The sequence below is a fragment of the Sphingomonas radiodurans genome, assembly GCF_020866845.1.
In the GTDB taxonomy this organism is placed as follows: Bacteria; Pseudomonadota; Alphaproteobacteria; order Sphingomonadales; family Sphingomonadaceae; genus Sphingomonas; species Sphingomonas radiodurans.
In genome coordinates this window covers 2,272,548-2,295,830 of sequence record NZ_CP086594.1, presented here as the reverse complement: position 1 = coordinate 2,295,830, position 23,283 = coordinate 2,272,548, and the positions used below count along the sequence as shown (strand labels likewise).

Sequence of the window (23,283 nt, the reverse complement as noted above, 5' to 3'; positions counted from 1 at the left end):
CCGTCGTTCCCATGCCGCAGGTTAAGCGTCAGCTTCTTGTCAGAAGCCGACGTTCAGCGCACGTTCGCGCGCCCTGGCGTTACGACTCAAGCTGGGCCGATTGCGGACTGGCGGCTTGCAGAGTCAGCTCGGCCCGAAGCTGACATAACCCAGCTGGCTCCTAGCCAGCATCTCCTCAGCGTCGGCAAACGCAGCTACGTCGCGCAACGTCTGTCGCGTCGGCCGCGCGATGTGAAGCACGGCGTAGGACCGGATGCTAGGTGCAGATGAGCGGCAACGCGTCGAGGACGATCCCCACGATTGCGAGAGCGAGGCCGATCACCGCGATCCAAGCGGGGATGGACACGGCGGGATCGGGCGAGCGCACATACCAGCGAAGTAAGCCCCAGAGCCCGACCTTGCGCAGCGAGAAATCGAGTTCGCCGCCCTTGGCGACGCCGAGGCGCTCGCGGATGTCATAGGGCATGAAGATCGCGTCGTCGCGATCGTGGCCGAGCAGCAGGACATCCAGTCCGCTGCCATTGGCATTGTTGGTCAGCCGCGCGACGCCATAGCGTTCAACCCCGGCGCGATGGCGGATATTAAGACGCACCAGCCAGCGGCCGGCTTCGCTCGCCTGTGGTCCTTCGACACTGAGTTTGGGCATCCTCGTTCCCCCCAATCCATAATCTCAGCCGTAACTCTCAGCGGTGATAGGATTTTAGGAGCCGGGCCTCGTCGATCAACGCTGCGTCTGTGATCCAGTCGGGCGAAATTCCCTCATAGAAGATCATCCCGAAATCGACATGCTGCGTTCCCGGATCGAGAGCGGGATCGTGCAGCCAATTGGCCCAGAACTGCAGGGCGTGACGGATTAGGCCGGGCATTTCGCCATTGCGGAGCCATCGCTCAGCGAGATCGAGCGCGCGGTCTCCAGGCACTTCGACGGTAAACAGCACAGGCGACCGGCCCTCCTGCAAAATCGCTCTCGCGTCCTTACCGAGCAGTTCGACCGCGACGACCTGATCAAATTCCGATCCCTCGACGAGATAGTGATTGAAGGCGGTAAGCAATGCGCCGCGGGAGATCGTCAAATGAGCCTGCCCTTGCCGCCGCCCGAATTGGCCGTCGCCAAAGTCGCGAATCGCGGCGTCGAGTCCGACACTAGCTTGCGCCCAACCCGGATGGCGCGAGAGTATCTGCGCGAGCTGGCCTTTGCGCGCCACAGGATCGAGTGTCCTCAGCCCAGCAGTACGGACGGAGGCGATCTCCTCCGGTGAGAGCCGCGAGCCATGATAGGCGACAATCGTCTGGCCGCGCAGCCATTCGCGCGTTGCATCGACAAGGCCGTTGCGCGCGATCTCCTCGAGGACGATGTCGAGCGCGTCTTCGAGCCATTCGATCGGTCCCGCCGCAACGCGCTCGCGTAGCCCGGCCGGCACCAGGGTATCGAGCGCGGCGGACAGCCGCGGTGCCCATTCGCCGATAGTGTCAAAATCGAACTTCATCAGCCTCATCTTCCCGGTGAAGCAGCGCGATATCGGCACGTCACATTATCGTCCAACATATCGTAGGAACGCGCCGAAAATGGAGGCACGGACTGTTCCTGTTTGCCGGCACATCGATATTGGTGCCACATCTACCCATGAACTCCAGGCTCGATACAAGCGGCTACGATCGTCTCCTCGCGCTTGATACGCAGATGATCTTCGAAGCGCGTCCGCTGACCCAGCTCGACTGGTCGACGATCTCGAATGGCCCGATCCTGCTCTTGGTGCTTCCTCAGGTGAGCGCCGAGGTCGATGCGCGCAAACGGGATGGGCGGCTTGGGCTGCGCGCGCGCGATCTCAATCGGCTCCTCGAGCCTTCGATTGAAAGCGGTGGCGCGGCGATGCTGACGGAAGCGCCGGTCCGGATCGACATTGCCTATGTCCCGGCGGGACGCATCGACTGGGAGCGTCTTGAGGATCTGGAGCGCGACAATGGCGACGATAGGATCGTGGCGCAGGCGATGCATGCGCTGGTCGACGATCCGGCCCGTGTCGAGGTGATGAGCTTCGACAGCCGGCCGAGAGCGGCGGCGCGCCGGCACGGCTTGAAGGCGATCAAGCCGGACGAGAGCTGGCTGCTCGACCCCGAGCCGTCACCGACCGATCGGCGCGTCGCCGAACTCGAACAGCGCGTGCGGCTGCTGCAAGCGAGCGAGCCCCAGTTGCGCATCGGGATCCGCATGCTGCACGAGCCCCCGCTTGTCCGCTTTCGCCTGGCACAGCTTCCCGCCGAGACCGTCGATCCCGTGACGCGGATGATCCTCGCCAAGCACCCGCGCCAACATACAGGCGGGTTCATGGTGCATGGGCTGCACATCAACAGCCACTATGACGAGGACTATGACGACTATGCGGCGGCGCTGAAGGCGATCGATGTGCCCAATATCCATCTCGGAGTGGCTCGTCAGTTCTCGCAATATGGTTTCGAGGTCACCATCGAGAATTTCGGTGTCCTGGCTGCCGAGCATGTCACCGTCGAGCTGCGCTCGGGCAATGCCGTGCTGCATGACGGGCCGTACGTCGTCGACGTCTTCGGGCCGCCGCCGCCGTCCACGCAGAGCGACTTTCTGACCAAGATCCCACGCCTGTCGCACAACCTGGCGCGGACCGACCGCACGAGTTTCGGTATCGAGGAATCGGAGGATCCCGATGTTCAGGTCGAGTATCGTTGCCAGGATTTCCGGCATGGGCGCGTCCAGACGCTCACCGCGGTGATCGAGCCGATTGAGCGTACCGGCGAAGCCGCACATATCGAGGTGCGAGTGACCGCCGGCAATATGCGCGGCGATGTGGTCGAGCGGTTTATCGTTCCGGCGACCGATCAGGAGCGCCCGCTCGGCGAGCTGATCGACCTCGACAATCTGCAATTTCGCGAAGCGCCGCCAATTCGCGATTTGCTACTGCCGCTGTTGCGAGGCGACGACAGCGATGAAATCAGGCGGTTCCGCAACGACGGAACTAGGCGAGAATAGCGCTGGGATTTAATCTGCATTGTCGACGAGGGACTTTCGTATCACCCCCCGCTCTCGCCTGAGGCCCGCACCGCTTGCGCTTGTCGAGCTCGCGCGTCAGCCACGGCGACAGACGATCGGCATCCGTGGTCGAAAAGCCCGCATCGCTGGGCATGAAATCCGGTGAACACAGTCCCGCAGTCGATCATGCGCACATAGCAGGAATCGTAAGTTTCCTCATCTGCGCCGCCCCGACTTGACTGCCGGTTGGGTTTCGAGCGGTTTAAGTCCGCGACCGACGTTGCCCGACTCATCTAACGTTAGTGTGATCCGGCAGAGAAACCGGCATATGATCCGGCATGTTTCTATATAAAGCTAGAAAATAGCGTTATATCTCAACATGTTGTTGAGCTTCCAATCCGGCATGAGATCCGGTAGGATCCAGCATGGATGTGACAACGATGGAGCCGATGGTCCCCGAGGAGGCGTCTCGCCTTCTCGACGATGACATTCTGCCCCTAATCGCGGAAGCCAACCAGCTGGCCGGGCGTATCCATCCAATTCTCCGCAACTCGATCGGCGATCTCGTTCGGTCGATGAATTGCTACTACTCAAACCTGATCGAAGGGCATGACACGCATCCGCGCGACATCGATCGGGCGCTTGCCAACGACTTCTCGATCGAGCCGAAGAAGCGTGATCTGCAGCAGGAAGCTGTCGCTCATATCCATGTCCAACAGCTGATCGACACCGGCCGCGACCCGGATGCCTGGCCGGCTTCTGCTGCCTATGCCTCGTGGCTTCATGAAGAATTCTGTTCGCGGCTCCCGCCTGAAATGTTGTTCGTTACTGACGACAAGACGGGCGAACGCCTCGAAATCGTGCCTGGTGCTTGGCGCAAGCGCGATGTCGATGTCGGGCGCCACTTACCGCCCCCGCATGAAGACTTGCCGCGCTTCATGGCACGCTTCGATACGGCCTATGGGTCGCCGCCTCTCAGCAAGACGCGGCAGATACAGACGGTCGGTGCGGTGCATCACCGGTTTCTCTGGATTCACCCGTTTCTCGACGGCAATGGCCGGGTCGCGCGCTTGATGTCGCACGCGCTCTACAAACGTCTCGGCATCGGCACCAGCTTATGGTCAGTCGCGCGCGGGCTGGCGCGCGACGAGGAGCGCTACAAGGCGCTTCTCGCGCAGGCGGACGGACAGCGAGAGGGCGACCGCGACGGTCGGGGTAATCTCACACAGCGCGGCCTGATCGAGTTCTGTAAATTCTTCCTCGATCGGTCCGTCGACCAGATCCGTTTTATGAGCGGTCTGCTTGAGCCGATGACGCTCCTGACGCGCATGGAAATCCACATCGAAGAGGAGGTTCGCGCCAAACGCCTGCTGCGGGGGAGCTTCGCCGTCCTGCGCGAGGCGGTGATGAGCGGTGAGGTCGAGCGCGCAAAGATACCCTCGCTTACGGGCTATGAGGAGCGCGGCGCGCGCAATGTAACGTCGGGTCTGGTCGAACGCAGGATGCTCACCGCATCCTCGCACCGCGCGCCGCTCCGGCTCGCCTTCTCGGCCGATGTGGCGGAGCGCTGGTTTCCCAACCTGTATCCGGCCAACGCAGGTTCGCGCCATGACCGATAAGATCGTCGAGCTGATCCGGCGCTTCACGCCGATGTCGTCCCGGTCGGCGGAGTGGGATTTCCTCATGCCGGGCAGCGGCAAGCCGAAGCGATGGCATGAGATCGAGGATGCGTATCGTGTGCTCGTGATTGCCGACCCGGGCGCCGGCAAGACATTCGAGGCGCAGACGCGCGCGCGGCGGATCAAGGAGCGTGGTCGCAACGCATTCTTCATCCGGATCGAAAAGATCGACAGCAATTTCGAGCAGGCGTTCGAGGTCGGCACTGCCGCCGAATTCGCTACCTGGCTCGCATCGACGGACGAGGCGTGGTTCTTCCTCGATTCCGTCGACGAAGCGCAGTTAGAGACGCCGCGCGCGCTTGAGGACGCCGTGCGGATCTTCGGGACGCGGTGCCATGCGGCGCTGGACCGCGCGCGCATCTTCATCACCAGCCGCGAGGATGCGTGGCGCGCGCTGCCCGACCAAACGCTCATTGAACAGCACCTGCCCTATGGCGAGCCCGAGCCGTTCGAACGCGACGACGATACGAGCCGTGACAGCGATCCGACCCTCAAGCTGTTTCGGCTGACCGGGCTCAACGAGGACGAGATCGGTCTCTTCGCCAGCCACTATGGCGTCAGCGACGTCTCGGATTTCGTCGATGCCATTAAGCGCGCGGACCTGCTGCAGTTAGCCGAACGGCCCTTCGACCTTAAGGCGCTGATCCGCGTCTGGATTGCGGACCACAAGCTCGGCAGCCGTTTCGAGGTGCTCCAGCGCATGATCGCCTTGCAGCTGGCATCACTGTCGGCACCGACGGCTGCTGTCCGACTGGACGCGGCAAAAATGCGGACCGGCGCGCAGATACTGGCCGGCGCAGTGATGATGACGGGTAAGGCGGTAATCTGCCTTCCCGATGGCGTGCATAGCCCCGATCGGATCGACCCACGCGTCCTGCTCGAAGTGTGGACCGATGCAGAAATCGACGCACTGCTCCGCACCGGTCTGTTCGACGACATCGTCTACACCAGCGTTCGTTTTCGCCACCGCGAGATCCGCGAGTTGCTGAGCGCCGAATGGGCGATTGAGCTGCTGAACCGGCCCGGCGAACGGCCGCGGATCGAGGATCTGTTTTTCCGCGAGCGCTATGGGGAGGAGGTTATCGTTCCCCGCACGCGCCCGACACTCACTTGGCTCATTCTTCTCGACGATGCCGTGCGCGACAAGGCACTGGCGATCGCGCCGGAAATCGCGACCGAGGGCGGGGACCCCTCGCGGCTTCCGCTGGATGTCCGCCGGGCGATGCTGGGCGATATCGTCGAGCGCATCGCGACGCGGAGGGATGGATGAGCCTGATGGATAACACGGCAATCGAGCGCATCGCGACGCCGGACCTTGCCGCAGACACGCTGGCCCTGCTCGAGAAGTATCGATCGAATGACGATGTCGTCTTCTTCATCGGCCGGCTCGTCTGGCAGGGCGATATGGCGTCGTGCGCGCCGCTCCTGCTTGAGATCGCGGCCGACACCACGCGGGGCAAATATGCGCGGATCGCAGCGATCCGGGGCGTCATGTCTGTCGGCACCACCGAACTGAAGGACCAGCTGTGGAACAGGATCGCGGATGATCCAGCGCCGCTCGATCGCGCGGTCTTCGCCGAATTGCTCGATTGGGCGCCGCTGACGACGCATGGTGTTGATCTCGTCCTGCGAACGCTCGATCATGTCGCACCCCATGAGCGCTTCAACGCGACCGGACTCGTCTATGCGCTGCACGAATTCATCGAGCGTTTGCCGGTCATGGCCGATGCGGCCGATGTCCATCCGCTGGGTCAACTCATCGACGGCTTCAACCGGTTCCTTGAGCGCGAGCCCTATGTCGAACGTGGCGAATGCCATGTGTCCGAGGAATTCGCCTGGCTGATGCCGGCAGCCCTGCACGCGGTCGATCGCCTCGTCGCCGCGCGCTCGACGGCGGCATTGCAGCCGACCGCGCTCGCGGTGTTGCGCAACACGCCCGCGTTGCGGTTCTGGCGCAGCGGCGACATCGACGAATACAAGACCTCTCTATCGCAGAACGTGCCGCGCTGGCGCGAACTCAACGACTTCCTCTACTGGACAAGCGTTGCCGCGTGCCGCGCCCGTTTGGAAGCCAAGGGCGAGGTACTGCGCGATGACTGGCAGATGGCGTTCATTGGCCATTTCTGGGGGTTCGGCCCCGAGGATTTCGAGCGGTGCCTAGCTTGGATCGCGGAAAAGGACGGCGACGATCGTTTCATCGCGCTCTCGCGGTGCATCCAGCTATACATTCAGGCGGATCGTCCATCGGCATGGCTCGACCCGCTTCGCGCGGCTGTCGCCGGCGATCCGAGTCTCTCTGAATTTCTAGAGACACGCCTCAACCCCAAGCCATCCCCAGCGATGGAGCGGATGGACGCCGAACATCGTCGCTGGAAGCGGAAGAATGACGCGCGCGACCGCAAGCATAAGAAGGATCGGGAGGATTGGGTGCGCGCGCTCCAGGCCAATCCCGATCGTATCCTCCATCCGACCGGCTTGAAGCCCGGCGAGTTCAGCGGCGATCAGTATCATCTGCTTCTCAGCGCGATGAGCAGCGGGGCCTCGAGAAGCCGGGAAAATGGCGCCGACTGGCGTGCGCTGATTCCCGAGTTTGGCGAGCCAGTCGCGCGCGCCTATCGCGACGCGGCGATCGCCCATTGGCGTATTTACCGGCCGACGTTGCGCTCGGAATGTGGGGAGACGGGATCGACGCCTTATTCGCTGATCTTCGCGACGACCGGTCTCACGATCGAGGCCAATGAGGACAGCGCCTTCGCCCAGCGCCTGACGCCCGATGAAGCGTGTCTGGCGTTTCGCTATGTGACCTGGGAACTGAACGGCTTTCCCGGCTGGTTTGAGCAGCTATATCGCGCGTTTCCCAAGATCGGTCGCGAGGCCGTCACGACCGAGCTGTTGTGGGAACTGAAGCAAAGTGTCGGCGAACAGCCGCTGCACTACGTCCTGCATGACATACTCTACCATGCGCCGTGGCTGCATGCCGAGGTTGGATCGCTGATCCTCGACTGGTTGCGGGCCAATGACATCCCCAATGCCGAAGCCTTGCGCTACAGCCTCAATATCCTCGCCGGCAGCGGTGTTGCACCCGAAGCCCTTGCCGAGCTTTCAGCGACCAAGGCGACCGGAACGCTGTTGGACCAGCAGCGGCCACGGTGGTTCGCGCTGTGGGTCGATACCGATCCATCGGCTGCCATTCCGGTGCTTGAGGCCCATCTCGCCGGCCTGTCACCGGCAGATGGATCGGACTTCGCACAGGAGTTCATCGTCGCGCTTCTCGGCGATCGGCACGGCACCGGCGTGCGTGTCGGTGCCTACCGCAACGCGCACGATCTCAAGACCCTCTATGTGCTGATGCATCGCTACATCCGAGTCGCCGAGGATATCGAGCGTGCTGGAAAGGGCGTCTATTCGCCGACCACCCGCGACAATGCGCAGGATGCGCGCAACACTTTGTTCAATATGCTGACCGAAGTGCCGGGGCCGGACGCCTATGCCGCGATGAAGGCCTTGGAGCGGGATCATCCCGAGCCGAAATATCGCAGCTGGATGGCGGTGCGGGCGCGCCAGCGCGCGACGCAGGACGCTGATGAGCCCTTGTGGTCGGTCGAACAGGTTCACGACTTCACAAAGATAAATTCAACTGACGGAGCCGCTTCGTGAGATCTTGGACCAAGCGACCCGCGGCGCCTTCGAGGCTCAACAGTCCAAAATGCGCTCCGGTAGTTGACAGTCGATCAGTCCGCTCCGGGCCCACATCCGGCCCCTCGATTAACAGTCCAGTACCCAATTTTGCGCATGGCAGCTTTCGCACATCCCAAGCCAAGAGCTGACAGTCGGCAAGCGGCTCACTTCCGGCCACTATCTCGGGTCCAAAATACCCATCAGGTCCGTGCTTTCGAAAGCGCCTGCCGATCACCAGCGAAACGAGCCTTCACAAGCATCCCACCACCCGACGCGGCACGTCAATGGTTTCCGTTTGAGCATGAACGATGCGATGGCCACCGTGATCATGGAGCAGCCGGCCGCTCCTATTGAAAGGCGTCCCAGCGAGGACCTACGTGGATTCCCAACCCAAAGCCCTTCGCCTCAGCCGCCGCCGCTTCCTTTTAAAAGCGCCATAAGGAAGGTGGCGCCACTAAGCCGACATTGCGCAGTACTACTGCCTTTTCGAAAAACACCGAGCCTTCTTTCACCGCTTGATCACAGCGCTTATCATCCGCCAATGAACAAGCTTACTGTCGCCGCCCTGCAAATCGGATCTGATTACGCGGGCAAGGAAGCAACTCTCGCCAACGTCCTCGCGTTCGAGGATCGCATAGCTGCATCGACTGCGTGCTTGGTCGTTATGCCGGAGGCTCTCCTAGGGGGCTATCCGAAGGGCGAGCATTTCGGCACCCGTTTGGGCTTTCGGATGCCGGAGGGGCGGGAGTCCTTTGCTCGCTATTATGACAATGCGATCGACATGGATGGCCCCGAGCTGGCCGAACTTGCCGGACTGAGCAGCCGCACGGGCGCGACGCTGGTACTGGGCGTTATCGAACGCTCGGGTTCGTCGCTGTTCTGCACCGCCGTCTTCATCGAACCGGAACTCGGCATAGTCGCCAAGCACCGCAAGCTGATGCCGACCGGCACCGAGCGCCTGATCTGGTCGCAGGGGGATGGTTCGACGATGCCGGTGGTGGATAGCGCCGCCGGCAAGCTGGGCGCGGCAATCTGCTGGGAAAACCACATGCCGCTGTTCCGCACTGCGATGTATGCCAAAGGGGTCGAGATCTGGTGCGCCCCGACAGTGGACGAACGCGACGTATGGCGCAGCTCCATGCGGCATATCGCGCACGAGGGGCGCTGCTTCGTGATCAGCTGCTGCCAGGTCCAGCCGACGCCCGCCGAACTTGGGATAACGGTCGAGCATTGGGACGATAATCGCCCGCTGATCGGCGGCGGCAGCATGATCGTCGGCCCGATGGGAGATGTGCTGGCCGGGCCGATGGAGGGTAAGACGGATTTGCTGACCGCCGAGATAGATACGGCCGAACTGATCCGCGCCCGCTACGAACTCGACGTGGTCGGCCATTACTCCCGACCGGACATCTTCAGCCTACACGTCGATGAACGTGCACGTAGCGGTACGGTGTTCAGCGGGACTTGATCGTTGAGGACAGGAGATCGTACGGAACGCCAGCGCCGAATGACGACAGATAAGGGATCGTGGAACGGCGGATGTCGTTAGATCAAACAGCAACGGTGATCGAGGCGGGCGGCAGATTATGAGCGCACTAGCAATCTCGATGATGCTCGCAGGTGCCGCCATAGCGCTCACGTTCGGCTATCTCTTTTGTACGCCCACCCAGGAACTCCTGCGCGGGGCAGGTCCAGAGTTCCGGCCAACGTTTCTCGATCAGGCGCTGCCGGGCTGGCGTCGAGCTGCAGGCGCTGCGGGATTTTTGGTATTCGCGTTGCTCATTGCTCTTGGCTTTTGGATCAGCGCACCGTTTTGAGTAGGCGTCCCTTTGGGAGCGAGGGCCGCCGTTCGGCTACGGCCAGTTGGCGGTTCGAAGCCTGTGCCCACCCCGTTGTCCACGCATGATTGATGCGAGGGTCACACCGCCATAGCAGCGGCCCTGCGTTCCTACTGAAAGCCATCCCAGCGAGGACCCACGTAGGTTCCCAAGCCGAAGCCCCTTCGCTTCAGCCGCCGCCGCTTCCCTTGTGGAAGCGCCATAAAGAAGGTGGTGCCGCTTACAGGACTCGAACCTGTGACCCCCGCATTACGAAGGCTAGTGACACACCCGCAAGTTGCGTTATTTTTCAGTTACTTAAGTGGACACTACGTCCCCCGCTACGAACCGACCCAGCCGCATCCCAGGTTGGCCCGGTGCGGCGTGTAGGGTGCTTCCTAGCGAAAGCGCTTTGGCTTGGGAATAGCCGGAAACTCGACCTGCGCTATACCTGCGGATTGTTGGATGCCGCTGCCTCCCCCGCTCGCAACGTTCGGACCGCCGCTAGCGCATTTTCGAGCTCGTCTTCGAGCGCCTTAAGATCAAGGTCGATCTCAGCCCGCTGATTGCCGGTCACTCGTAGCACGACGTTCATTACTGATCGCGAGTGGGCAGCTAGCGCCAGCAGGTGAAGGCTACTTGGGCTCTTGCGACCGTTCAGCCAAGCGCGTGCCGTGTGATCCGTAACGTGCGTCCACGCCATGATCGTTTTCGACGCCCGTCGGCTGCCGCCTAGCTCGTGCTGCAAGGCAGAGGCAATAAGTGCCGCAAGCTCGACATCCGAAAGCTCAAACCGCAGTTTGGGAACTCGAGTACCGCTTTTAGGAACCATAGTTCCTCGCCTTTTGCTTTAAGTGGCCTGTTAGCAGCGGCTTTTGCCGCCGAGCCATTTGGGGCCGGCGATGGTAATAAAGTGGACGCATCCTGACGGTGTTAACGCCGCTCCCATCGCCCCGCTTGTTAGGGCCGCGGAGTACGTTCGGATGTCCACCGAGCATCAGAAATACTCCACCGACAACCAATCCGAGGCGATCCGTCGATACGCAGAAAAGCGTGGCTACGAGATTGTTCGGACCTATGCCGACGAGGGGAAGAGCGGTCTGAACATTGGCGGTCGCCTTGCTCTGCAGCAGCTTCTACGAGACGTTGAAAGCGGACGCCCGGATTTCAATGCGTTGTTGGTGTATGACGTTAGTCGCTGGGGAAGGTTTCAGGATCCCGATGAGGCGGCATCGTACGAGTTGAGGTGCCGCCGCGCAGGTGTTCATGTCCACTATTGCGCCGAACAATTCGAGAATGACGGCAGCATCGGATCGTCGATCATCAAAACGGTGAAGCGCGCTATGGCGGGCGAGTACAGCCGTGAGTTGTCAGTCAAGGTTTTCGCTGGTCAATCCAATCTGATCCGGCTCGGCTACCGGCAAGGTGGCGTCGCTGGCTTTGGCTTACGGCGTATGCTGGTCGATCAATCGGGAGTATCTAAGGGGCTGCTGGATCGCGGAGAGCACAAGAGCATCGCAACCGACCGGGTCGTTCTGGTTCCTGGACCGACAGCCGAACTCGATGTCGTCCGTGATATCTATCGGAAATTTATCGACGAGGCACTGTCCGAGCGCCAAATTGCCGAGCTGCTAAACCGACAAGGTGTGACAACCGGTCTGGATCGGCCTTGGAGCCGAGGTGCCGTCCACCAGATACTGATCAACGAGAAGTATATTGGCAACAACGTCTGGGCTCGCACGTCGTTCAAGCTCAAAGCTGCTCACGTGCAGAACGCTCCGGAAGATTGGGTCCGTGCGGACGGTGTTTTCGAGGCGATCATCGACCCCATCGATTTCAGGCGCGCCCAACAAATCATATCTACGCGTTCTGATCGACTCAGCGATGAGCGAATGCTGGAACTGCTCTCCCACATCCTTGAACGGCAAGGTTTCCTTTCCGGCCTTATCATCGATGAGATGGAAGGTTACCCGTCAAGCAGCGCTTTTCGTTCGCGTTTTGGTGGCCTGCTTCGAGCCTACTCACTCGTTGGCTTCGCACCCGACCATGATTACCGCTACCTCGAAATCAATCGCAAGCTGCGTGACTTTCATCCGAGTATTGTTGGGTCGGTTCTCGACGGCATTGCATCGGCCGGCGGCTGCGCCAAGCAGGATACGGAAACCGACCTTCTCACGATCAATAACGAGTTCACCGCGTCGATCGTCATCGTACGATGCGTCGAGACGGCCGCTGGCTCACAGCGTTGGAAGCTGCGCCTTGATACAGCGCTGCAGCCTGACATCACGGTCGCGGTTAGGATGAACAGTTCGAACAGCCAGCCTCACGACTTCTATTTGCTCCCACGCCTGGACATGCAGAACGCGGTCATCCGGCTCGCCGAATACAACGGCCTGTCGTTCGATGCTTACAGATTCGACACGCTCGACGCGTTCTACCGAATGACCGCTCGTGTAAGTTTGAGGAGTGCTGCCTGATGCCTGCGCTGCCTTCCCAACGTGTCGAGATGATACCGGTTGGCCGGATCACGATCGTGAACCCGCGAGTGCGGAACAAGAAGACGTTCAAGGAGATCGTCGACAACATCGCGCAGCTGGGCCTCAAGAAGCCGATCACCGTAACCCGGAGGATGGAAGCCGGCGGCCCGTTCTACGATCTGGTGTGTGGTCAGGGGCGCCTGGAAGCATACAAAGCGCTTGGCCAGCGCGAGGTGCCCGCGCTCGTTGTGACCGCAGATGCCGAGGATTGTTTGATCGCGAGCCTCGTGGAAAATTGTGCACGCCGACAACACCGTGCGATCGATCTGCTGCACGATATCCGTGGGATGCAGGAGCGTGGCTATGCCTCGACGGAGATTGCACGCAAAACCGGACTCTCGCTGGAATATGTGAATGGCGTCGCGCGCTTGATCGAGAAGGGCGAGCAACGCCTTCTGCGCTCGGTCGAAAGTGGAATCATTCCGGTGAGTGTCGCGGTCGAAATCGCGGAGGCTGAAGACCACGACATCCAAGCGGCACTTTCGAACGCCTACGAAAAGGGCCTCCTCAAAGGCAGGAAGCTATTCGCTGCCAAGAAGCTGATCGAGGTGCGACGCAGACGCGGTAAGGGCCTTGCTGCGACTGGAGGCAAAGCACGCGAGCAATTGTCAGCCGACGCTCTCGTGAAGGCTTATCGCGATGATACTGACCGTAAGCGCGCACTGATCCGACGCACGGAAGCAACCAAGGGCCGCCTGCTCTTCATAACCGAGGCGCTGCGCAGGCTGTCACGCGACGAGCAATTTATCGCCCTGTTGGAGGACGAAGACCTTTCGACGATGCCCGAAAACCTTGGCGCTCGAATTAAACCTTTGGCGAGTACGAGATTGTGAGACCCAAACACACACCGCCGGTCGGTTTGGCGTTTGAGGCATCGACCTACCGTATACCACTCAGCGATATTCTCCCTTTGCGGGAAGTGCCGCCTAAGGTTCTTGAATCAGTTAAGTATGGTCAGATTGCCGCCTCAATCGCAGAGGTGGGCATCATTGAGCCGCCGGTGGTTGCGCGAGACGCGGTTGACCCAAATCGCTACCACCTTCTTGATGGGCATTTGCGTATCGCGGTACTTCGCCAGCGGGGCGAAACCGAGGTCGTTTGCCTGATCGCGACCGAGGACGAGGCATTCACATACAATCGCCGCGTTAGTCGGATTGCGATCATTCAAGAACACAAGATGATCCTGAATGCCGTAAAGAAGGGCGTATCGGAACAGCGCCTTGCGCGAGCGCTCAATGTCGACATCGAACATATCAGAAAGAAGCGGAACCTGCTGGCTGGGATCTGTCCCGAGGCCGCCGACCTGCTGCGCGATAAGCATCTGCCGATGGGTGCGTTCGTCGAACTCCGGCGGCTTAAGCCTATGCGGCAGATCGTGGCCGCCGAGATGATGATCGCACTGAACCGCTATTCCACCTCTCATGCAAAAGCGATCGTTGCAGGGACCGCGGAGGAAGATCTCGTTGAAGGACGTGCGAAAGCGGTTCGTGGCCTGACTGAGGAACAGCTATCGCTGATGGAGCGAGAGTCCGCGGCTCTGGACCGAGACTTCAAGCTGATCGAGCAATCCTACGGCGCCGATCATCTCGATCTTGTCTTGGCCGTCGGATACGTACAGCGATTGCTCGGGAATGTTCGCGTTGTTCGGCACCTCGCACAGCATCACGCCGACCTGTTGAGCGAGTTTCAGAAAATCACCGAACTTCAGAAGGCGGCATGATGGGGACCCGGACCCGATAAGCGCGGGGACCGCGGGAGACGCCGCACGTTGGGGCGGATCGATCGCGGCGGTGGGGACGGCGGCGAACCCGCTCAGAGCCCACCAAGAGCCCGATAGGGTTCGGTGTGCCGTGCGCTCGCTTGCCCACTAGCGCACGGCGCACCACGAACCAAAGGCCGTGCAAGATCGCGGCGTTACGACTTCCGACGTATCGCCCCTACTAACGAGGACAAGCTCGTGATCACTGCTGTGCAAAATTCGGATTCTAAGACGCACGTAAAGCCGCTGGCGGCGGCGATGCTGCCAAGCGCCATGCGAATGCTATTACCCTTGAGGAAAAGTGTGATTGCCGAAATATCGCCTTCGATCATTCGCCAAGTCGTTAAGGTCCACGACGGCGACGGCCCGCTCTGGTGCGCCGACGATCGCAAGGTGCGTGTCGCAGGTGTTCAGGCGCCCGATTACGAGAACACCGAGCCATGCCGTCGCGGTAAGGCCGGACGTGCACGGGCAAACGCCGGCTGAAGTAAACGTTGCGCAGGCGCGCAACCTTGAAGCACTGTTGCGACCCTGTGCTCAGCCGTGGATCACAAGTCCGATCGCTTCTGTCACGCACATGATGCTGATTGGCTTCTCGCATCGATGAACGTGGTCAAATCTCATCGGGAAGACCCCCGCGTCGTAGCCAGTGGTAAAAATAATAGGGACGTTGCGACCAGCCAACACGTCGGCGGCCGGAAACACCAGAACGCCACGGAGGTTGACGTCGAGGATTGCGCCATCGATTTTCGGCTCGGCTTCGATCAGCGCCAGAGCATCCTCAAGCGTCCCGGCAGGTCCGATAACAACCGCACCAGCATCGCCCAATTCCATCGTCAATTCGTCTGCCAGCATGTATTCGTCCTCGACAACAAGCACGCGGCAGTTACGCAAGGTGCGATCAGGCATGTTCGTCATTCGAAGGGCTCGCACTGGTCGAGACCGCCGGAACCGAAATGGTGCAGTGCACGCCATCCGGCCCCAGTTTGTAGCTGGTTTTGGCACTGAGCTGGTAAGGTAACGCGCGTTCGATCAACTCTCGTCCTTGTCCGCCGGCTCGTTGCGTCTGCATTGATGGCATGGCGACGCCGCTCTCGCGCCAATCGATGTTAAGGAGCGGCTGATCAGGTTTGGTTTGGTCCAATTCCCAGGTGATCGTCAAATGCCCGCTCGATTGCCCAAGCGCTCCGTATTTGACCGCATTCGTCGCCAGCTCGTGCACCGCCATTGCCAAAGTCTGCACCATTGAGGAGCGCAATCGGATGCCTTTTTGGCCACTGACGCTCACCCGCTCCGCGGTGCCGTGCAGCGCCGAGAGTTCGGCGTCGATCAACTCGTCGAAAGTGACGCGATCATGATCGTTGAGGCGTGAAAGCAGACCCTGAACACGCGCTAACGCATCCAGCCGCGTTCTGAACCGCCCACGAAAGTCGGGCAGATCGACGCTCGCCCGTGACGTCTTTTCCGACAAGGATCTGATCACGCCGATCAGGTTGCGGGTGCGATGCTGCAACTCGGCAACAAGGATCTGCTGGCGATCGGAACTTTCCTTAGCGTCGGTGATATCGGCACCGAGCCCTGCGACCCAGCGAACCTTGCCGGCCGCGTCTCGCAGCGGGAAGTCGGTATCGTAGATCCAGCGTAACGCGCCATCGGAAGCGCGTCGGACTCGAAACTCTATCTCAATTCGCTCACCACTACGCACACGCCGAAAATTTTCGAATACGGATTTGCGGCTTTCCGGCTCGATCAGCCGTGCCCAGCTTCTGAGGCTGGGGTCGCCGCCGCGATCTGGGCTAGGGATGCCATAGATCGCCTCGAAGGCAGGACTTGCAAATTCCATTTGCAGAGTCGCCGCGTCTCTGATCCACAAGATGCTGGTAGAGGCGTCGCTGAACTGTCGAAAGCGCTCCTCGCTTTCCCGCAACGCGTCGCTGCTCCGTCTAAGTGCGTCAATGTCACTGACGACACAGACTTGCGCCACCACTTGCCCGTCTCCATCGCGGATCGGCACAGTAGCGACGCTGGTCCAAACGTCCCGGCCGCTGTCATCCGTGTAAAGCATCTCCTGACCGGGAACGACGCGCTCGCCTCGCATAGCACGTGCCCCGGGAAAGTCTGTCCGTTCTAGGGGGCGCCCTTCTGCATCCCAGCCGCGCCAGCGTTCGCCGCGTACGGGATCGCGAGAAGGAATGAGATTGGTTGGCAGGAATCGCTGGAACTCTGGGTTCGCAACCACAGTCGAGCCGGACATGTCGATCACAGCCAGTCCTAGGGGAACGCTCTCGATCGCAGCAGCGAGCCGTGCTTCGCTTTCACGCAGCGCAACTTCGGCGCGGACCCGCTCCAGGTAGTTCCACGTCCGTTCAGCAGTTTCGCGCACCAATTCCAGTTCACCCGCGGTCCATTTACGCGGCTCGGCATGATTGATCGCGAGCAGCGCGACAAATCGATTGCCTCTGACCATCGGCACGCCAATCGCGGCGCGCGCGCCGAACAACGCATAAGCTGCCCGGTCGATATCGTCGAACAAGGGATTGGCTTCGCTGTCAGCCACGCTCGACATGTGTCCCGCTTGCCAACCGGGTAGTCGTTTCTGCTGGAAGTCCGATAGTGGGTAGGTTCCTGCGCAACTCGGCAGGCCGTCCGAATAATCATTCTGGACGCTCCAACTCGCGTCGTCGGTATGCACCGTCGCGTAAAGCACGCGGCTTACACCCAATTCCTCGCCAAGCAATTTCACGGCGGCTCGTTCGATGGCGGAAACATCGGTGAGTGGTCGAACCGTGTCGCTTAGTCTCAGCAGAAACGCCCGACGCTCTTGTTCCTTAACCTCTGCGACCTCGTCATAGTGTTGCTCGGTCACCCGGGTGACCTGATGAATGATGGCGGTGATCTCGCCTTTTTGATCGAGCATCGGCGCATTGATCGCCTCCCACCAGTGTGGCTCGAAGCCGCCGGCGGTGACAAGATCGTAGCGCACGCGATCCATCACGTCGGTCCTCCGCGTTGTCAGAACGCGGTCTAGTGAAAGGGCGAGCGCCTCAGACCCGAGTTGGCCCGGACGGCTAGAGTCATCAGGAAAGACATCAAACAACCTGCGACCGATGAGGGTGTCACGTGTCGTCAGAGTTGCGGCAAAATACGCATCGTTTGCGGCGGTTATCGTGAAATCCGGCGCATTTGGCGCAAGCACCATGAATGGCACCGGCGACGCGGCGAACAGGGATTGGTATCGCGATTCACTCTCGCGCAGCGCGGCCTCGGCGCCAGCGCGCTCCACCGCTGCCCAGGTGCGTTCGGCAAATTCTTCAACCAGGGAGACCTCGCCCGGCGTCCAGTCTCTAGCGCGGGTCGAGACAGCTACGACCGCCCAAAGCGGGTTGTTCTCGCCTTTGCGCACGGTCGCAGCGATCAAGGCACGCAATCCCAGACCACTAAAACTGGCCCGGTCGCTGTCCGAAAGGTCCTCCATTTGCGCGGCGTCGTCGATCACCAATGTTCGACTGAAAGCGGCCTTAAGAGCTTCAGGGAAATCGGACAAACGCACCTGCGCTGGCAACGAAGGCAAGCGTTCGTCGTGCACTTGGTACGGAAATTCACCAATGTCTTCCGCCAACCGGTAGATCCCGATGTAGCAACGATCGAGCCGCATCTGCTCAAAGAGCATGTGAAGGGCGCGATCCGTCACGGCTTCGGCGGTTGGCTCCGCCCGCAGTGCATCGCTCAAGCGCAGCAGAAATGCCTGCCGCTCTTGGCCTTCGCGCAGCGCCGCTTCAACGGATTTGCGCGCGGTTATGTCGCTGGCGGCACCGAACCACTCCACGATCTCGTCGTCGGACCCAAGGATTGGCACGGCGCGGGACAGCGCCCAACCGATGTTACCGTCCGCTTGATATACGCGATGCTCAAGCTCGAAATCGCTCTTGGTGCGGATCGCCTCGGCAATGGCGGCGGCCGTGCGCGCATGATCTTCCGATGGAATATAGTCCTGCAGCCAGGCCCGGCTGGGACTGGTCGTGTCGACAATGAAGTCGCCCCCCGTCAGTTCGCGCAACTCGCTCATGTCGGGGTTCATGATGTAGAACACATCCGAACTCGCACGCGCCAGCGCACGAAGGCGAGTATCGCTTTCCATCTTCCCGGCTCGCGCATCTCCGATCGCCAGGACCGTCTGGTGCGCTAGTGAGGCAAACTGGGCAACGCTCTTGAGAAGACGGGCATCCTCCTTCTCGAACCGCCCTTCTGGGTGGTGCTTGATGACCCAGATCGTTCCAACAGGCGTGCCGTTGATGCAGAACGGGGCCAATAGTCCTTCGCCGATAGCGGGCTGCGCTTGCAGAAGCGCCGGAAAGGCACGCTCCGGATGGTCTACCAACAGTACCGCTTCTCGCGCCATGACCTCGCCGCAGGGGCTATCCTCCCGCGACATCGTGCCATCGCGATATGGACCCCAAGCACCAGTCGTGGCGACCCAGCGGAATGTTCCGTGTTCACCGCCCGACTCCAACATACTTATTCCGGCGGAATCGGAGCGTGTCAGCTCCATTGCCGTATCAACGAGCCGCTGAAGCACAGTGTCCGGTTTGCTGCTCATCGTTTCAGCAAGTGCAGCGAGCGCGCGATTTTCAGCCTCGAAATCGGACGCCCGAGAGGGCCGACGATCAAGGTCGCTGGTGATGATGACACCATCAACGCCGCAGCTCGAATGGCCAGTACTCATGCGAATATAACGCTCATCAAAACGTGAAAGGACCGAGCCTCTTTTCGATTTACACTCCAAATGCTGTGCGGCCTGATCGAGCGCGACTGTGTGGTTGCTCGAAAGGTCATCTTCCTACCTCCGCGATCAACACAGCTGAGCCTACGTGGGCCAGCCAAACTCAACCTGCCCGATCGGGCGATGACGACACGTCGGAGGACCGCTAGTCAAGGGTAACCCTGTCTGCACGTCGTGCCGCATTGGCTCTCCGAGCGACGAACCTATAAGGGTTGAGGTTTGATGGAAGGCACGGCGTGACGGCGGATCTACCCAAGAATCACGAGTGGCAACAAGAGCACCTTCGCCTCGCGATAGACGCGGCTGGCATCGCTCTTTGGGCATGGAACGTCGACACGGACCTGCTGACCATGGATGCTCGGGGCTTCGAGCTGTGGGGGGTGCCGTGGAGTGACACGGTGACATTTGCGGAGCTGTCGGCGCACATCCATCCGGCAGATCGCGACCGAGTGCGAGCAGCCTTCGCTGCGACCCGGGCGGTCTTAGGAAACTATGAGACTGATTTCCGCATCATGATCGGCGACGAAGTTCGCTGGATCGCGGCGCGGGGACAAGGGGAAGATGTTGGTATTGTCGGCCGCACCATGTTCGGCATCTTCCTTGATGTCACTGGTCGGAAGCAAGCCGAGGAAGGTAATGAGCTCCTGGCCGGCGAGATGAGCCACCGGGTCAAAAATCTACTCGCGATCGCCTCGGGCCTGACCACGATCACGCTGCGATCCGCGGCTAACGCGGAGGACATGGCACGTGAGCTAACAGGGCGACTGGCAGCTCTAGGCCGAGCACATGATCTGGTTCGTCCGACAACTGCTGGCGAGGGGCCTGCCGCACTACTTGGTGATTTGCTATCAATTTTGCTTGCACCCTATGATGATCTCGGGGCTTTCAAGGGGCGAATACGGGTTGCGGTCGAGCGCACGGCCGTAGGAGAGGCAGCGGCAACGGGGATCGCGCTCGTTATTCACGAGCTTGCTACCAACTCGATGAAGTATGGAGCGCTTTCTGAGCTAACGGGCACGCTCGATCTTTCCAGCGCGACAGAAGGCGATCAGATTGTCCTGACGTGGGTAGAGCGAGGCGGCCCGACCGTCCAAGCACCCGATAATCCAGCCGGCTTCGGCAGCCAGCTCGTCAAGCGCAGTGTGTCCGGTCAGTTGGGAGGCTCCATCGACTATGAGTGGTCCGACGGCGGATTGATCGTTACGCTGTGCTTCAAGCGATCTCGCCTGTCATTCTAAGCAATCTAGCCGTGCATCAGGGTCGGTGCGCCGCCCGCGCCACAGCAAAGGCCTCCGTCAGCGCGGCGCGGGCGAAAGGCTTCTGCAGTATCGCGATGGCGTGATCACATGGCTCGCATTCAGCCGGCGTGCTGGTGATGAAAATCGTTGGCACAATTCCAAGCCGCTCATGGATGGATGCAACCGCGCACGGACCTGTGCCCTCTATCAGCCGCACGTCAGAAGTGATCACGTCCGGAGGCCGGAGTGTCGCCAGGTCGACCGCTTCGCGCTCCGTCATGGCTACGTCGAACGATGTTGCGCCTCTGGGACTGAGGTAATCGCAGATCAGATCCGCGATCGCCCATTCGTCTTCAATAACAAGAACATGGCACATAGACGGGCTCCACCGTCATCAATCGCCAAGGGCGGAGGTGGTTCCTGATTTATGTTGATTGTTTGAGGCTTAACGGGATCGGGCTCATGCCTTAATCGGCTAAAAGGCGGATTGTCGCCCCTTCGTTAAACGACCCGGAGAGCAGGCGGGGCGCTCCCAAGGAATTTGCCAAAGTGCTCGACATTGAGGATGTTGAAAGCGTCTTCGATTGGAAAAACGCGTTCGACTACACTGCCTTCACTCCGCCGCGCCTCTTTCCAAGATTGTTTCGCCGAATACATCAGTAGGTCTGCGAGATGAAGCAAGCGCTCCCGCGGAAGGGTTGAGCCGGGTTCGACGGCGATTGCGCCAGCGCTCAGACCTATCTGCCAATCGTGCTTAACGCCTAGCTTCCGCACCTGCTTCTCTAAGCGTGCTAGCAAGGCCGCAGCATCGTCACGCGAGCTTCTCAGTATGACGTCAAACTCGTCACCTCCAATGCGGCCGACAACATCCCCACGCCGGACCTGCCGCTGCAATGTTTCGGCGACGGCAACAAGGCAACGATCGCCCTCGGAATGACCGAGGGTGTCGTTCACAGACTTGAAGTTATCGAGATCAAGAAAGGCAATCACCGTCGGAAGGTCGTCGCTGTCACTTTTGTCAAGGGCTGCGTCCAGCATTGCTTCTGTGCGGCGGCGGTTCGGTAGCCCAGTGAGGGGATCGTATGACGCGAGTTGCTCGGCCACTTTTCGCTCCGATATGTCCTCGATCACGGCCACAAAGAACTCAGGCTCGCCATTCGGCAAGTTCACAAGTGAGACGGTAAGGTTTATCCAAACTACACCACCTTTTGGATGTAAATAGCGCTTTTCCATCGAGTATTGCTGCTTTCGGCCAGCCAATAGATTTTGGACGTCGTGCAGATCGGCCTGGAGATCGTCTGGATGGGTTATTCTTTGAAAGCCGCCGGATAGAAGGTCAGCTGCATCACGACCGGTAATAGCGCAGAAGCGTTCGTTCACGCGCAAAAAATCGCCTCGCGGTGAGACGTGGGCAATTCCGACCGCAGCCTGTTCGAACGTGGCCTGAAATCGACGGTTTGCCTCCTGCGCGGCTGCGATCGAGAGCCCGTACGATATTGGTGACGCCACCAAACAAGCTGACAGCAAGTCTCTGTCGTCGAATGCTCCTTGGTCGTTTGAGTAGATCGTAACAACGCCTTGAGCATCATCTCCGACGAGCAACGGAACAACGACGATGGATCGCGCACCGAAATGGCGACATTCCTCGCGATGAGGATCCGGTTCACCCTCGGAGTCGTCGCAACGGAAGGGCTCGCAATTTAAGATACAAGCACGTGCGAATCCTTCGTGAAGCGGCACCGAGTGACCCAGCAACGCAGTGGCGGGTCCACTAGCGGCAGCATATTTTAGTGCGTTGCCTTCCAGAAGCTTGACCACGGCTCCCGCAGCTTGCGGGAACGCCAGTGGAACCTCCGCAATCACGATGTCCAGAATGCTAGGAACGTGTCCGCGCGCTTCGACTATCCGCTCTTGAATTGCCAACAACGATCGGCAGGTGCGGACCATTCGCTCCACGGTGACTTCCCCCTCATAACGGCGTCGATGTGTTAATCGTAGAATGATTAAGGAGATCATGCCGGGACCGCCGCGATCGGATGTCATCCCCGTGTCCGCCGCACGTGCTCATTCAACTCACGGCGAGAAGGTTCTAGCGGCTCAGGAACGGGCAACGGCAGGTGCTTCGCTTTCGGCGCGATGCCGCACTCGACCTGCTTCACGCCGCACCGACCGCAACGAAAGTGGGTCGCCACCAACTCCCACGCCATGTTCCAGCCGCGACTGTGGAAGTAGGCGATGATGCGCGCGGCGTCGAAGATTGCGACGTGGCGACAACGCAGGCACCGCACCTTCAGATCGGCGTCGTGCCGGTGAAGGTCGTGGAGGCTTCGGACGCGTGGCAAACCCATGAACGGAACATGGCAGGAACATCTGCTGATTCGTAGTCTGGCGATGTTGGAGAAAGTGTGTCCGCCCGCTTGCGGACAAGCCGGTGAGGGAGCAGCCTGCACCTCATGACCAGAGCGGGCGAGAAGCTGTATCATCCCGATTTCGTCGGCACGGTACCGCGGGGCAAGTCGGCGTTGCGCGGTTGGCGCTGGATCGCCGCGGCGATGACGATCTGGCTTGCCTTCACCCTGCACGACTGATGCCGCTGCCGGCCACGATCACCGATCGCGAGTTGTGGGCGCTGACGCTTAAGGTTGAGCGTGTTCACGGCGAGCATGCGCGAGCGCACGCGGCCGAACGGATCGCGGCGGCCACGGCGGCGGGCGAAACGATCGGCGTTGAACTCTGGGAAGCTGTCGAGCAACGGCAGCAACAGTTGTCTTGCGCCCTTCCGCGGAAAGATTGA

19 protein-coding genes are annotated in these 23,283 nt (G+C 60.5%); 13 read left to right on the top strand and 6 right to left on the bottom strand.

Annotated elements, in window-relative coordinates:
* Nucleotides 1–256 precede the first annotated feature (256 nt).
* Nucleotides 257–646: a hypothetical protein gene (locus LLW23_RS10670; RefSeq protein ID WP_228945355.1), complete on the bottom strand. Its 390-nt coding sequence runs from the start codon at nt 644–646 to the stop codon at nt 257–259.
* A 37-nt stretch (nt 647–683) separates the two neighbouring features.
* On the bottom strand, nt 684–1,487 hold the full coding sequence (locus tag LLW23_RS10665) for a hypothetical protein (protein WP_228945354.1): 804 nt from the start codon (nt 1,485–1,487) through the stop codon (nt 684–686).
* A gap of 137 nt (nt 1,488–1,624) precedes the next feature.
* On the opposite strand from LLW23_RS10665, the gene LLW23_RS10660 reads away from it, so the two are divergent.
* The 10 genes from LLW23_RS10660 (at nt 1,625) to LLW23_RS10615 (ending at nt 14,957) form a co-directional block, all read left to right on the top strand.
* Nucleotides 1,625–3,001: a hypothetical protein gene (locus LLW23_RS10660; RefSeq protein WP_228945353.1), complete on the top strand. Its 1,377-nt coding sequence runs from the start codon at nt 1,625–1,627 to the stop codon at nt 2,999–3,001.
* 440 nt (nt 3,002–3,441) lie between these two features.
* Nucleotides 3,442–4,620: a Fic family protein gene (locus LLW23_RS10655; protein WP_228945351.1), complete on the top strand. Its 1,179-nt coding sequence runs from the start codon at nt 3,442–3,444 to the stop codon at nt 4,618–4,620.
* On the top strand, nt 4,610–5,950 hold the full coding sequence (locus LLW23_RS10650) for an NACHT domain-containing protein (protein WP_228945349.1): 1,341 nt from the start codon (nt 4,610–4,612) through the stop codon (nt 5,948–5,950). Before LLW23_RS10655 ends, LLW23_RS10650 begins: the two co-directional genes overlap by 11 nt.
* Nucleotides 5,947–8,337 carry a hypothetical protein gene (locus tag LLW23_RS10645; RefSeq protein WP_228945347.1) on the top strand — a complete coding sequence of 797 codons (2,391 nt, stop codon included), beginning with the start codon at nt 5,947–5,949 and terminating at the stop codon, nt 8,335–8,337. Before LLW23_RS10650 ends, LLW23_RS10645 begins: the two co-directional genes overlap by 4 nt.
* A 562-nt stretch (nt 8,338–8,899) precedes the next feature.
* Entirely contained in the window at nt 8,900–9,826 is a 927-nt protein-coding gene (locus LLW23_RS10640; protein ID WP_228945345.1) for a carbon-nitrogen hydrolase family protein, read from the top strand.
* A gap of 118 nt (nt 9,827–9,944) precedes the next feature.
* Nucleotides 9,945–10,175 (top strand): hypothetical protein, encoded by a 231-nt coding sequence (locus tag LLW23_RS10635; RefSeq protein ID WP_228945344.1) that lies wholly within the window; start codon nt 9,945–9,947, stop codon nt 10,173–10,175.
* 983 nt (nt 10,176–11,158) lie between these two features.
* Nucleotides 11,159–12,652, top strand: a complete 1,494-nt coding sequence (locus tag LLW23_RS10630) for a recombinase family protein (RefSeq protein ID WP_228945342.1) — start codon at nt 11,159–11,161, stop codon at nt 12,650–12,652.
* The gene (locus LLW23_RS10625) at nt 12,652–13,545 is read left to right on the top strand and encodes a plasmid partitioning protein RepB C-terminal domain-containing protein (protein WP_228945340.1); all 894 of its coding nucleotides are present in this window, start codon (nt 12,652–12,654) and stop codon (nt 13,543–13,545) included. Before LLW23_RS10630 ends, LLW23_RS10625 begins: the two co-directional genes overlap by 1 nt.
* A gap of 26 nt (nt 13,546–13,571) precedes the next feature.
* On the top strand, nt 13,572–14,432 hold the full coding sequence (locus LLW23_RS10620; RefSeq protein ID WP_228945337.1) for a plasmid partitioning protein RepB C-terminal domain-containing protein: 861 nt from the start codon (nt 13,572–13,574) through the stop codon (nt 14,430–14,432).
* Nucleotides 14,433–14,669: 237 nt separating this feature from the next.
* Entirely contained in the window at nt 14,670–14,957 is a 288-nt protein-coding gene (locus tag LLW23_RS10615; protein ID WP_228945335.1) for a hypothetical protein, read from the top strand.
* 51 nt (nt 14,958–15,008) lie between these two features.
* On the opposite strand, the gene LLW23_RS10610 is transcribed toward LLW23_RS10615, so the two are convergent.
* Together LLW23_RS10610 and LLW23_RS10605 are read right to left on the bottom strand one after the other, a co-directional pair.
* A complete protein-coding gene (locus LLW23_RS10610; RefSeq protein ID WP_228945334.1) occupies nt 15,009–15,380 on the bottom strand; it encodes a response regulator in 372 nt (123 codons plus the stop codon).
* A complete protein-coding gene (locus LLW23_RS10605) occupies nt 15,373–19,194 on the bottom strand; it encodes a PAS domain S-box protein (RefSeq protein ID WP_228945332.1) in 3,822 nt (1,273 codons plus the stop codon). The genes LLW23_RS10610 and LLW23_RS10605 overlap by 8 nt, the downstream gene beginning before the upstream one ends.
* A 293-nt stretch (nt 19,195–19,487) precedes the next feature.
* On the opposite strand from LLW23_RS10605, the gene LLW23_RS10600 reads away from it, so the two are divergent.
* Nucleotides 19,488–20,489 (top strand): sensor histidine kinase, encoded by a 1,002-nt coding sequence (locus LLW23_RS10600; protein ID WP_228945330.1) that lies wholly within the window; start codon nt 19,488–19,490, stop codon nt 20,487–20,489.
* A gap of 16 nt (nt 20,490–20,505) precedes the next feature.
* On the opposite strand, the gene LLW23_RS10595 is transcribed toward LLW23_RS10600, so the two are convergent.
* Nucleotides 20,506–20,865: a response regulator gene (locus LLW23_RS10595; RefSeq protein ID WP_228945328.1), complete on the bottom strand. Its 360-nt coding sequence runs from the start codon at nt 20,863–20,865 to the stop codon at nt 20,506–20,508.
* Nucleotides 20,866–20,990: 125 nt separating this feature from the next.
* Nucleotides 20,991–22,532 carry a sensor domain-containing diguanylate cyclase gene (locus LLW23_RS10590; RefSeq protein ID WP_228945326.1) on the bottom strand — a complete coding sequence of 514 codons (1,542 nt, stop codon included), beginning with the start codon at nt 22,530–22,532 and terminating at the stop codon, nt 20,991–20,993.
* Between the two features lie 410 nt (nt 22,533–22,942).
* Here LLW23_RS10590 and LLW23_RS17535 point away from each other — a divergent pair, with 410 nt between their 5' ends.
* The gene (locus tag LLW23_RS17535) at nt 22,943–23,077 is read left to right on the top strand and encodes a hypothetical protein (protein WP_270049230.1); all 135 of its coding nucleotides are present in this window, start codon (nt 22,943–22,945) and stop codon (nt 23,075–23,077) included.
* Nucleotides 23,077–23,283, top strand: a complete 207-nt coding sequence (locus tag LLW23_RS10585) for a DUF6961 family protein (RefSeq protein ID WP_228945324.1) — start codon at nt 23,077–23,079, stop codon at nt 23,281–23,283. The genes LLW23_RS17535 and LLW23_RS10585 overlap by 1 nt, the downstream gene beginning before the upstream one ends.

Bases quoted from the DNA above. Each gene is read 5' to 3' on its own strand.
- LLW23_RS10590 (WP_228945326.1), bottom strand. From the start codon at position 22,532: ATGACATCCGATCGCGGCGGTCCCGGCATGATCTCCTTAATCATTCTA.
- LLW23_RS10665 (WP_228945354.1), bottom strand. From the start codon at position 1,487: ATGAAGTTCGATTTTGACACTATCGGCGAATGGGCACCGCGGCTGTCC.
- LLW23_RS10655 (WP_228945351.1), top strand. From the start codon at position 3,442: ATGGAGCCGATGGTCCCCGAGGAGGCGTCTCGCCTTCTCGACGATGAC.
- LLW23_RS10625 (WP_228945340.1), top strand. From the start codon at position 12,652: ATGCCTGCGCTGCCTTCCCAACGTGTCGAGATGATACCGGTTGGCCGG.
- LLW23_RS10610 (WP_228945334.1), bottom strand. From the start codon at position 15,380: ATGCCTGATCGCACCTTGCGTAACTGCCGCGTGCTTGTTGTCGAGGAC.
- LLW23_RS10605 (WP_228945332.1), bottom strand. From the start codon at position 19,194: ATGAGTACTGGCCATTCGAGCTGCGGCGTTGATGGTGTCATCATCACC.
- LLW23_RS10595 (WP_228945328.1), bottom strand. From the start codon at position 20,865: ATGTGCCATGTTCTTGTTATTGAAGACGAATGGGCGATCGCGGATCTG.
- LLW23_RS10645 (WP_228945347.1), top strand. From the start codon at position 5,947: ATGAGCCTGATGGATAACACGGCAATCGAGCGCATCGCGACGCCGGAC.
- LLW23_RS10640 (WP_228945345.1), top strand. From the start codon at position 8,900: ATGAACAAGCTTACTGTCGCCGCCCTGCAAATCGGATCTGATTACGCG.
- LLW23_RS10670 (WP_228945355.1), bottom strand. From the start codon at position 646: ATGCCCAAACTCAGTGTCGAAGGACCACAGGCGAGCGAAGCCGGCCGC.
- LLW23_RS10630 (WP_228945342.1), top strand. From the start codon at position 11,159: ATGTCCACCGAGCATCAGAAATACTCCACCGACAACCAATCCGAGGCG.
- LLW23_RS10660 (WP_228945353.1), top strand. From the start codon at position 1,625: ATGAACTCCAGGCTCGATACAAGCGGCTACGATCGTCTCCTCGCGCTT.
- LLW23_RS17535 (WP_270049230.1), top strand. From the start codon at position 22,943: ATGACCAGAGCGGGCGAGAAGCTGTATCATCCCGATTTCGTCGGCACG.
- LLW23_RS10635 (WP_228945344.1), top strand. From the start codon at position 9,945: ATGAGCGCACTAGCAATCTCGATGATGCTCGCAGGTGCCGCCATAGCG.
- LLW23_RS10650 (WP_228945349.1), top strand. From the start codon at position 4,610: ATGACCGATAAGATCGTCGAGCTGATCCGGCGCTTCACGCCGATGTCG.
- LLW23_RS10585 (WP_228945324.1), top strand. From the start codon at position 23,077: ATGCCGCTGCCGGCCACGATCACCGATCGCGAGTTGTGGGCGCTGACG.